Below are 9,114 nucleotides of genomic sequence, written 5' to 3' on the forward strand. Positions count from 1 at the left end.
GGGGCCCTCGCCACCTCACTCGGCGGGCGCGGCGAACATCAGCTGCCGATGGAGCCGTTGCCCGACAGGACCGGGATGTTGCTGAGGATGTGCGAGAGCGGCTCGTCGCCCTTGGCCTGGGTGGAGTTCTCGGTGCACTGCTGGTTCTGCGGGTTGGACAGGACGTTGATGTCCTGGACGCCGACGTTGACCAGGGCGATCAGCGACTGGACGTTGACCTTGGCCGGCAGGCCGATGCAGGGCTTGTTCAGCGTGCCCTGGACCAGGCTGAGCTGCGGGCTCATGTCGCCGGCGGTCTTCTGGTTGCCGTAGATCTGCTGGGAGCCGTTGCCGTTGACGGTGTTGACCCCGTTGTCGTTGCCGATGGCCATGGCCGGGGCCGCAGCAGCAGCGCCCGCGCCGATGGCAACGGCGGAGACCGCGGCGGCGGTCATGAACTTCTTGAACATCTTGATCCTTCGGTCGCACGAGTGCCCGCAAATGGAGCGCCCTGGTCAACTGCCCTGTCGGGGGGTTGGTTCCGTTGCTTCACTCAAACGGCCTGCGCGCCTCGAACTCTTCCCCGGGCGGGCCGGACGCCTCCGGACGCCTGCGCGAAGCCCCCGTGCGGCCGATGGCGGGCGGCGCTCCTGTTGCACTCCGTACGAGGTGTTCGCACGGTGGGCGAGGGAGCGGATCGTCCGGGTCCGCTTCTGTTCCACCACCCGAAGGAATCCCGTATGCACCGCAAGAAGCCGTCCCGCGTCCGCCTCCTCGTCCCCTCGGCCCTCGCTGTGGCCATACTGTCCGGCGCGGCCGCCCCCGCGGGCGCCGCGGACGGCTCCACCGCCGAGCTCACCGAGCGTGTGGCGGCCGTCCAGCAGAAGATCGAGACGATCGAGGACCGTGCCGCGGCCGGTCCGATCGACGACCTCCTCGCCGGCCTCACCAAGACCCTCCAGGACCTCCTGAAGTCGGTGGGGGCCCTGCTGCCGGCCGGAGTGACGCTGCCGCCGATCGAGCTGCCGAAGCTCCCGGCCCTCCCGGCCGTCCCGGGTCTGCCGGAGCTCTCGCTCCCCGGCGTCACGCTGCCGCAGGTGGAGCTGCCCGCGGCCCCGCCGGCCGGCGGGGTGCCCGCGCTGCCGACGGACCTGGTGCCGGCGCTGCCGGACATCCCCGACGTTCCGTAGGGCGGGAAGAGCGGCCGGACATGCGCACATGCTTACGACTGTTGGGCTGAACAGGTCTGATCGTGTGTCGAACCGTGTCGTCCGGGAAGGCTGGAGCGTTTCGCTCGGTGTGAGCCCCGGCATCGGGGCAGAACATCGAACAGAAGGTGCACTTCCCATGAACTCTGCCAAGAAGGCCGCCCTGGTCATGGCCACCGCTGGTCTCGCCGTGGCCGGTGCCGCCGGTGCCGCCTCCGCCGACTCCTCGGCCGAGGGCGCGGCCGTGGGTTCCCCCGGTGTTGCCTCCGGCAACCTGGCTCAGGTCCCGGTCCACATCCCGGTCAACATCTGCGGCAACTCCGTGAACGTGATCGGCCTGCTGAACCCCGCGTTCGGCAACGTCTGCGTCAACGACTGACGTCAGCGGAACAACCGACTGTGGGCGCCCCGGCCTTGCCGGTGGCGCCCACGGTCATGTCGGCGTGCGTTCAGCCGGGGCGGCTCAGCTGTTGCCTCCGTTGAGGGTCACGCCACCGAGCATCGGGTTGGACTTGGCGGCGCCGTTCGCCAGGCCGAGGACCTCGCCGGGGACGTCGTTGCGGACCTTGTTGACCTTCTGGACCGTGCCCACGACCTTGTTCACGTGGTCGCCCTGCTCGGCCAGTCCGGCGCCCACGGTCTGGGGGAGGGACTCGGACACCGGACCCACGGCGTTCAGGGTCTCGGTCACCCCGCCGGTGAGGCTCATGGGCGGCAGGGAGGCCGGCGCCTCGGCCGCGAAGGCGGGAGCGGAGGCGCCGAGGGCGGCGACGGAACCGACGAGGACGGCGGCGACCTTCGTGAGCTTCATTGTCGAAATCCTTTTCCAGCGGCGACCGGCGCGCCGCTATCGCCCTGGGTAACGATGTCGCGTGGCTGTGGAAACGCGGTCGCGCCGGGACATGGCAGCGGCCGGAGAATCCGACGTGGGATTCTCCGGCCGATATTTCTTCTGATGACCGGTATCGCGGTCAGGCGGTGCGGGACCGCCGGTAGAGAATTGCGCCGCCCAGGATCAGCGCCGACGCGAGGGCCGCCGCGGCGGCCGGCTGCCCGGCGCCGGTCTCCGCCAGCTCCATCCCCGTGGCCCGTGCCGGCGCGGGGGTCTGCACGGGGGCCGGCACCGGAGCGGGGGAGGAGGCGGGCGCCGTGGCCGGCGCGGGAGCCGGGGTCAGGTGGACCGGGGCGTCGCCGGCCGGGGCGGCCGGGGGCTGGTCCGCCGGCGGCCGCACGGCCTCGGGCGCCGGGGCCGGCGCCGGGCGGTCCACGGGCTGGCTCCCGTGGGGCGGGCGGGGCGCGTCCTCCTGCGCGTCGGGCGCGGGAGCCGGGAGCGGCTGGGGCGCTGCCTCGTCCGGGACGGGCTCCGGCGCGGGCGCCGGGGGCGGTACGGACCGGGGGTGGTCGTCGCACTCCTCCTCCGCCTGCTCCGCGCCGTAGCCGCCCTGGTGCGGCGACTCCTGGTGACGCGGCTCCTCGTGGCGGGGGGCCGCGTGGCGCGGGGCCGCATGGCGCGGTCCCTGGCGCGGGGCCTCGTCCCGGGCCACCTCGTGGCGCTGCTCCGGCATCGCGTGCCGTGCCCGGCGCTCGTCGAGGTGGCGTTCGAAGGCCTCGGCGTTCTCCGGACTCAGATGGCGCCGGTAGTCGTGGTCCTGGTGGGCGCCCGGTCCGGTGGCGGTGGCGCAGGTGTTCCCCATCGAGGGGTTGAGCGCCGCACCCCCGTCCACGCTGTTGCCGCACACGTTGGGGGCGAAGGTGATCGGTACCGAGACGCTGTTGCCGGACAGCACGCCCGGCGACCGCGAGACCTCGGCGCTCGCTCCGGGGTGTGCGCTGGCCGCGCCGGTCGCGATCGACAGCAGGCTCGAAGCGGCTGCCGCCGTGAGCATCCCCTTGCCCAGTACCTGTCGGCTCAGTACCTGTCGCATGGGTCCTTCCCTGTCTACCGGCGCTGCTGCCGGTGCTGAATCGAAGGTGGCCCCGGAGTGCACCGCCGTGCACTCCGGGGCCATCTCGAGGAGGTTCGCCCTCGCGGGCGGAAGCGCTTCGTCAGGCGTTGACGCAGGTGTTGCCGAACGCGGGGTTCAGCAGGCCGATCACGTTGACGGTGTTGCCGCAGAGGTTGACCGGGACGTGCACCGGGACCTGGAGCAGGTTGCCGGACAGGACGCCGGGGGAACCCACGGCCTGGCCCGCGGCATCGGCATCGGCCATGGCGGGGGAGGCGGCACCCGCGGCCATCAGAACGCCGGCGGCCAGAACCACTGCCTTCTTGTACGTCATTTGATTTTGATCCTTTCCCGCAGGGGCGTATCCACTGCAGAAATAACAACGAGTGGGACAGGAAAAAGAAACCGCGTGTTCTCGGCGGCGGATCGATAACTCACCCGCTGCCCGGGGCGGAATTCGGGGTGCCCGGAGAGGTCATCGCCGGGTGCGGGGAAAGCGGGAGGGCCCACATGCGGCGAGGCCGCCGCGACCCGGGGGTGCGGCGGCCTCGCTGGCGTGGGTCCGGGTCAGCTGCCCGAGGAGACGTTGCCCGAGAGGACCGGGATGTTGCTGAGGATGTGCGAGAGGGCCTCGTCGCCCTTGGCCTGGGTGGAGTTCTCGGTGCACTGCTGGTTCTGCGGGCTGGACAGGACGGGGATGTCCTGGACGCCGACATTGACCAGGGCCAGCACGGACTGCACGTTGGCCTTCGCGGGGAGGGCGATGCAGGGCTTGTTGAAGGAGCCCTGGATGAGCGCCATCTGCGGGCTCATGTTGCCGTAGGTGGCCTGGTTGCCGTAGATCTGCGCGGCGTTGTTGCCGTTGGCGGTGTTGACGCCGTTGTCGTTCCCGATGGCCATCGCCTGCGGCGCCATGGCGGCACCCATGCCCACGACCGAGGCCGCAACCGCTGCCGTGGCCATCATCTTCTTGATCATTGTCGTCCCTTTTTTGCAGGATTGCCCGGTACCGGAGCACTGGGATCAACGGCCCGGACCCGGCTCGGGTTGCGTGGCTTCACCCGGATGCGACGTTTCGGGCGTCGCGTTGACGTTCAGGCGTCCACACGCGCGGTGCCGGGTCCGCGGCCGCCGCCGCGGCTTTTCCCTTTGCCCGAACGGCGCTGCACGCCATAACGACCCGCCCGGTATGAGGGTGCGTGTTATCGCCCAAAAGGCCGTATGGGCGAGTCCGGCGTGATTTCCAGCCCGATTTCTGACAAAGTTCACTCCTGTTTTGCCCCCTTGATCGAAAATGGAGACAGGGTGATGGGTTCCTCCCGCCGAATCCTCGGCGCGCTCGGCCTGCTGTCCTGCCTCGCCCTTTCCGGATATGTTCCCGCGACCGCGGGCCCCGCTCCCTAGGTGCTGCCCCGATCCGATCCCGCCCACCCGGCGCCACCAGGCCGTACAGCAGGGCGGGCCGGTCAGGGCCTCCCGCTCGGGGGTCGGCGGCGAACGGGTCGGCCTCGGTGGTGCAGGCAATCCTTTCGATGATGTGATGAATTCTGCGGTCACGGAATTCGGGCATCGATCGTTCGTGCGACATCCCGAACACCTGAACAATCCCGGAAATGGCGCGGACGGGTTCGACCTCGGTCCCGCCCCGTCCGGTGGCGCCCGCACTCCGAGCTTCAGGTTCACGGGCGTAAGTCAGGGTCATTTCCTCGGCGTGCTCTTCGTCAAGACAGACGCGCGCCGCTGAACCCAGGGGACCACTCCACGTGCCCACACAGTCATCGGCAGCACCGCCCACGACCGTCCTCCACCTCGTCCAGCCCGTCGACGGCGGGGTCGCCCGGGTCGTCGTCGACCTCGTCCGCGCACAGCGGGCCGCGGGCCTGCGCCCGGTCGTCGGATGCCCCGGCGGCGGACTCCTCTCCGACGCCGCCCGCGAAGCCGGGGCCGAGGTGCACGCCTGGCGCGCCGGGCGGGCTCCGGGCCCCGGGCTCCCCGCCGAGGTGATCGACGCGCGCCGACTGCTCCGCCGCGTCCGCCCGGACCTGCTCCACGCGCACAGCGCCAAGGCCGGGCTGGCCGGGCGGCTCGCGGCGCGCGGGACCCCACCCACCGTCTTCCAGCCCCACGCCTGGTCCTTCGACGCCGTCGGCGGGGCCACCGGCGCGCTCGCCCTGCGCTGGGAGCGGTACGGGGCGCGCTGGGCCGACCGGGTGCTCTGCGTCAGCGAGGCGGAGCGCCGCGCGGGCGAGGCCGGGGGGATCACCGCCCGCTGGGCGGTGGTCCGCAACGGCGTGGACCTGGACCACTTCGGCCCCGGCGGACCCGACCGCGACCTGGACCGGGCCGCCGCGCGCGCCGGACTGCCGCTGCCCGCCGCCCTCCGGGGCAACGGGCCGCTCGCCGTCTGCGTGGGCCGCATCTGCCCCCAGAAGGGCCAGGACGTCCTGCTGCGGGCCTGGCCGGACGTGCTCGCCACCGTCCCCGGGGCCCGGCTCGCCCTCGTCGGCGACGGCCCCGACGCCGAACGGCTGCGCCGCACCGCGCCCCCCGGGGTCCACTTCGCGGGCGCCGCCGCCGACATCCGACCGTGGCTTCGGGCCGCCGATCTCGTTGTACTGCCGTCGCGGTGGGAGGGCATGGCGCTCGCCCCGCTCGAAGCCATGGCATGCGCCCGCCCGGTCCTGGTCTCCGACGTCAGTGGTGCCAGGGAGAGCCTGCCGCCCGGCCAGGGACGGCTGTGCCTGGTGCCGCCGGAGGACCCGACGGCGCTGGCCAAGGCCCTGGGACGGCTCCTCGCCGAACCGCGGCTCCTCGCCGAACTCGGCGAACAGGCCCGGCAGCACGCCCGGACCGACTTCGACGTGCGGCGGACCACGGACGCGGTCACCGGTCTGTACCACGAACTGCTGGGCAGGCCCCGGCCCTCGAACCAGGAGCGCATCAGCCGATGACGATGGACAGCGCACCCGCCCGGCACACCGGGCAGGGCGGCACGGGGCACGGCGGAACAGCCGCCGCAGCCACCGCCGTCCGCCGTTCCCGGGCCGCGATCCACCCCCCGCGCGGACCCAGGGCCGACCGGGCCCGGGCCGCCGTCCGGCCGCAGCGGGTCCGCCGCCGGGACGGGGTGCTCCCGCTGCTCACCGCCGACGCGCTGGCCGCCGTACTCACCGCGGCGGCCCTGCCGGCGGTCGCCCCGCCGGGGACGGCCGCTCTGCCCGGCGCCGCGGCCGTGACCCTCGCGGTACTGCTGGCCGCGCTGCACGCGCAGGCCGGCCTGTACCGGCCTCGCCTGGCGCCCTCCGCCCTCCTCGAACTGCCCGCGCTCGTCGGCCGGTCCGCCGTCCTGTGGAGCGGGACCGCCGCCGCGGTGGCCGCCCTGCACCCGGGCCGGGCGCTGGGCTGGGGCGCACTGCTGACCGCAGTCTGCCTCCAGGCCGTACTGGCCTGCGCGGGCCGGGGGCTCGCCAACCAGCTCCGGCGCCGCGCCGCCGTCCGCAGGCCCGCCTCCGCGCTCGTCGTCGGCCCCGGGGCCGGGGCGGGAGCGGTCGCGGCGGCCCTGCACGGCCGTCCCGAGTACGGGCTGCGCCCGGTCGGCCTGGCCGCCCCCGCCCCCGGGGACGGCGCGGACGCGGGCGCCCTGCCGGTCCTCACCACCCATGAGGACGTCCGCCGCGCGGTCATCCAGAACTCGGTGCGGCACGCGGTGTTCACCCGTCCGCCGGAGGCCGACGAGCGCACCGCCGCACTGGTCCGCCTCTTCCACGACCACGGCTGCCGGCTGTGGCTCGCGGACCCCGCGGGAACGGCCAAGGTCACCGGCATGCGGGTGGCGCAACCCGCCGACCAGCTGTGGGGGTACGCCGTCCAGCCGCTGCTGCCGCGCCCCGCGCGGCCCCTGGAGCGCTGGGCCAAGCGCGGCATCGACGCGGTGCTCGCGCTGGCCGCCCTCGTGGCCGCCGCGCCGGTGATGGCGCTGTGCGCACTGGCCGTGCGGACCTGCGACGGACCGGGGGTGATCTTCCGGCAGGAGCGGGTCGGCCTGTACGGACGGCCCTTCACCCTGCTGAAGTTCCGCACGCTGCGCGCCGACGAGCACGAGTCGGCCACCCGCTGGACGGTCGCGGGCGACCGCCGGATGAGCCCGGTCGGCTCCTTCCTGCGCAAGTCCTCGCTGGACGAGCTGCCGCAGCTGTGGAACGTCGTACGGGGTGACATGAGCCTGGTCGGGCCGCGCCCCGAACGGCCCTTCTTCGTCGCCAAGTTCTCCACCGTGCACCCCGGCTACGAGGCCCGCCACCGGATGCCCGTGGGCATCACCGGCCTCGCGCAGATCAACGGGCTGCGCGGGGACACCTCCATCGAGGACCGGGCCCGCTTCGACAACCACTACATCGACACCTGGTCGCTGTGGCAGGACCTGTGGATCCTCGCCCGCACCGCCGCCTCCTTCTTCCGCTTCCGGCTGGGGGGCAGTTGATGAGCCTCGCGGCTCCGCCGTACGGCGTACGGCCGGGCGCCGGGGACCTGCCGGGCCTGCTGCGCCGGCACTGGCCGCTGCTGCCGCTCGCCGCGACCGTGCTGTTCCTGCTGGCCCCGCTCCCGGCGGGCGACGCGACCGCCTCGGGGAAGGTCGGCCCGGCCGACGCCGCCTCGCTGCTGCTGGTGCTCGTCTGCGCGGTGCAGGCGCTGCGCGGCCGGGTGCGCGGGCTGACCCCGCTGGGCGTGCTGGTCCTCGGGGCGCCCGCCGTGGGGCTCGCGGTGGCGACGGTGACCGCGGGCGACCCGTACGCGGCCCTGCCGGGCTTCGTGCGCTACCTCCAGGTCTTCGTGCTGGTCCCGGCGGCCGTGGTGCTGCTGGTGCGCGGCGCCGGGGAGTTCCGGATCGCCGCCGGGTGCTTCGTGGCGCTGGCGCTGGTGCAGGGCGCCGTAGGGGTCGTGCAGTTCGCGACGCGCACCGGCGCCTCGTACCAGGGCGAGGACATCCGGGCCGTGGGCACCTTCGGCCCCGGCGACGTCATGGGCATGGCCACCGTGGTGGCGTACGGGCTGGTCGTGGCGACCGCCGTCGCGCTGGCGCCCGGAGTGCCGCGCGGGGCCCGGCGGGCGGCCGGGGGCGCGGCCCTCGTGCTGGTGGTCCCGCTGGTGCTGTCCTTCAGCCGCGGCGCGTGGATCGCCACCTTCGCCGCGGCGGTGCTGGTGATGGCGCTGGCCGGAATCCGGCGGGCGCTGAAGGTGCTCCTCGCGCTGGCCGCGGCCGGCGTGGTGCTGGTGGGCGGCTTCGGAGTCGGCTCCGAGATGGTCGCGGAGCGGCTGACCTCCATCACGCAGGTGTCCAGCGCCCCCGACCAGTCGGTGACCGACCGCTACACGATGTGGGCCGCCGCCGAGTCGATGTGGCGCGAGCGACCGGCGGCCGGGGTGGGCCTCAAGGGCTTCCCCGCCCACCGGGACGGGCACGCCTCGCTCGGACTGTCCTCCGGCAGCGACACCGCGGGCGCGGGGCAGGCGTACATCCGCCAGCCGCTGCTCTCCCCGCACAACATGTACCTCCTGATCCTCAGCGAACAGGGACTGACGGGACTGGCCGCGCTGGCCGGCGGCTGGGCGGTGCTGCTGGTCGCGGGACTGCGGCGGCTCGCCGGCGGCGGGGCGGTGCGGGACTGCGGACTGATCGCGGTCGGCCTGCTCGTGTGGCAGCTCACCGACTTCCTCTACGCGGACATCGGCGGGCCGTCGACGGTCCTGACCGGGGTGATCATCGGGCTGGCGGCCTGGTGGGCGCTGCCGTCCCCGCCGGACGCGGTCCGGGGCCCGCGGTCCCCGGCCCACGACGGGCCGGCGGTCCTGTGACGGATACGACGCCCTGGCGGCGGGCGGGGGGCCCCGGGCGGCCCCCGCCCCCCGGCCCCGGGCCGGGCGCCCCCCCGCGCCGGGCGGGGCCCGCCCCCCGGGGCGGGGCCGGGGCCCCCCCCCGCCGG

10 protein-coding genes are annotated in these 9,114 nt (G+C 74.1%); 5 read left to right on the forward strand and 5 right to left on the reverse strand.

The genetic code is table 11. The features are described 5' to 3' along the window. Window positions 1-38 precede the first annotated feature (38 nt). A complete protein-coding gene (locus ACFWU6_RS23495; protein ID WP_383982885.1) occupies window positions 39-449 on the reverse strand; it encodes a rodlin in 411 nt (136 codons plus the stop codon). 270 nt (window positions 450-719) lie between these two features. Between ACFWU6_RS23495 and ACFWU6_RS23500 the strand changes: the two genes are divergently transcribed. Both ACFWU6_RS23500 and ACFWU6_RS23505 read left to right on the forward strand, forming a co-directional pair. Further along, window positions 720-1,169, forward strand: a complete 450-nt coding sequence (locus ACFWU6_RS23500) for a hypothetical protein (RefSeq protein ID WP_383982886.1) — start codon at window positions 720-722, stop codon at window positions 1,167-1,169. Between the two features lie 157 nt (window positions 1,170-1,326). Further along, the gene (locus tag ACFWU6_RS23505; RefSeq protein ID WP_383804047.1) at window positions 1,327-1,566 is read left to right on the forward strand and encodes a chaplin; all 240 of its coding nucleotides are present in this window, start codon (window positions 1,327-1,329) and stop codon (window positions 1,564-1,566) included. Between the two features lie 84 nt (window positions 1,567-1,650). On the opposite strand, the gene ACFWU6_RS23510 is transcribed toward ACFWU6_RS23505, so the two are convergent. The 4 genes from ACFWU6_RS23510 to ACFWU6_RS23525 all read right to left on the reverse strand — a co-directional run bounded on the left by ACFWU6_RS23510 (window position 1,651) and on the right by ACFWU6_RS23525 (window position 4,111). Continuing rightward, window positions 1,651-1,998: a hypothetical protein gene (locus ACFWU6_RS23510; RefSeq protein ID WP_383982888.1), complete on the reverse strand. Its 348-nt coding sequence runs from the start codon at window positions 1,996-1,998 to the stop codon at window positions 1,651-1,653. 160 nt (window positions 1,999-2,158) lie between these two features. Continuing rightward, a complete protein-coding gene (locus tag ACFWU6_RS23515; RefSeq protein WP_383982890.1) occupies window positions 2,159-3,112 on the reverse strand; it encodes a chaplin in 954 nt (317 codons plus the stop codon). A 121-nt stretch (window positions 3,113-3,233) separates the two neighbouring features. Continuing rightward, window positions 3,234-3,467, reverse strand: a complete 234-nt coding sequence (locus ACFWU6_RS23520) for a chaplin (RefSeq protein ID WP_383804053.1) — start codon at window positions 3,465-3,467, stop codon at window positions 3,234-3,236. A 233-nt stretch (window positions 3,468-3,700) separates the two neighbouring features. Next, window positions 3,701-4,111, reverse strand: coding sequence for a rodlin (locus ACFWU6_RS23525; RefSeq protein WP_383804055.1), 411 nt, complete (start codon window positions 4,109-4,111; stop codon window positions 3,701-3,703). A gap of 785 nt (window positions 4,112-4,896) precedes the next feature. On the opposite strand from ACFWU6_RS23525, the gene ACFWU6_RS23530 reads away from it, so the two are divergent. From ACFWU6_RS23530 to ACFWU6_RS23540, 3 genes are read left to right on the forward strand one after another with little or no spacing between them, the layout of a single operon-like run. Beyond that, complete coding sequence (locus ACFWU6_RS23530; RefSeq protein WP_383804059.1) at window positions 4,897-6,084, forward strand: glycosyltransferase; 1,188 nt, start codon at window positions 4,897-4,899, stop codon at window positions 6,082-6,084. Then, window positions 6,081-7,613, forward strand: a complete 1,533-nt coding sequence (locus ACFWU6_RS23535; protein WP_383804061.1) for an exopolysaccharide biosynthesis polyprenyl glycosylphosphotransferase — start codon at window positions 6,081-6,083, stop codon at window positions 7,611-7,613. The genes ACFWU6_RS23530 and ACFWU6_RS23535 overlap by 4 nt, the downstream gene beginning before the upstream one ends. Beyond that, entirely contained in the window at window positions 7,613-8,986 is a 1,374-nt protein-coding gene (locus ACFWU6_RS23540; protein WP_383804063.1) for an O-antigen ligase family protein, read from the forward strand. Before ACFWU6_RS23535 ends, ACFWU6_RS23540 begins: the two co-directional genes overlap by 1 nt. The last annotated feature ends 128 nt before the right edge of the window (window positions 8,987-9,114 follow it).

This window comes from Streptomyces sp. NPDC058674, assembly GCF_042716505.1.
Lineage (GTDB): Bacteria > Actinomycetota > Actinomycetes > Streptomycetales > Streptomycetaceae > Streptomyces.